The sequence below is a fragment of the Oleiphilus sp. HI0079 genome (assembly GCF_001635105.1).
The window spans coordinates 1-661 of sequence record NZ_LWFT01000226.1 but is presented as its reverse complement, the minus strand read 5'-3'; the positions used below and the strand labels follow the sequence as shown (position 1 = coordinate 661).

Annotated in this window: 1 protein-coding gene; it reads right to left on the bottom strand. The window is 48.9% G+C overall.

Annotated elements, in window-relative coordinates:
* Positions 1 to 634: polysaccharide deacetylase family protein (locus tag A3750_RS03395; RefSeq protein ID WP_156498356.1), on the bottom strand; the 634-nt coding region annotated here is incomplete at its 3' end.
* Positions 635 to 661 lie beyond the last annotated feature (27 nt).

Genomic DNA, 661 nt, shown 5'->3' with positions numbered 1-661 from the left:
CAAATACATTGGTCATCGGGAAGCGCGGAAGGGCGGTCATGTCCAGGTCTTGTCCAACAGCGCCCGACTGTTGTCCAAATGCCGTATAGCCCAATTCCTTTAGTAAGGCTTGAACTTCAGCTGTATATTCTCCATAAGGGTAGGCGAATAACTTTTCTGTTTTGCCCAGATTTTTCTCGATTAAACGCTCTGGCCTTGTTATCTCCTCGCGCACACGCTGCAGCCACGTCGCTGTATTTTCTTCGGCTAGCTGACGCACTAAATGCGCATGGCTATGCGTATGGTTAGCGATTGTTGCGCCGTTCTTTGACATTTCTTTTAGCTCAGCCCAGGTGATAAACGAGCTTAGTTTTTGCTCCACGGGCTGAGTAGCAACGAAAATAGTGAATGGCCAGCCGCGATCGCGAAGCATTGGGTATGCAGACTGGTAAATCGATCGATAGGCATCGTCAAAGGTAATCGAAACCACCTTGTCTGGAAGAGGCTTTGATGCTTTGAGATGCTCGACTACATCAGGCAGCGACCAGACCTCAAAACCATTCTCCTCGATATATTCGAGGTGCTTTTCAAATAGCTCTGGGCTGATACTTGTGCTGGGCGGTGACTTATCGTCCACATGGTGGTATTGAAGCACAACCGCTGCTTCTAAGTTCGGACTGGT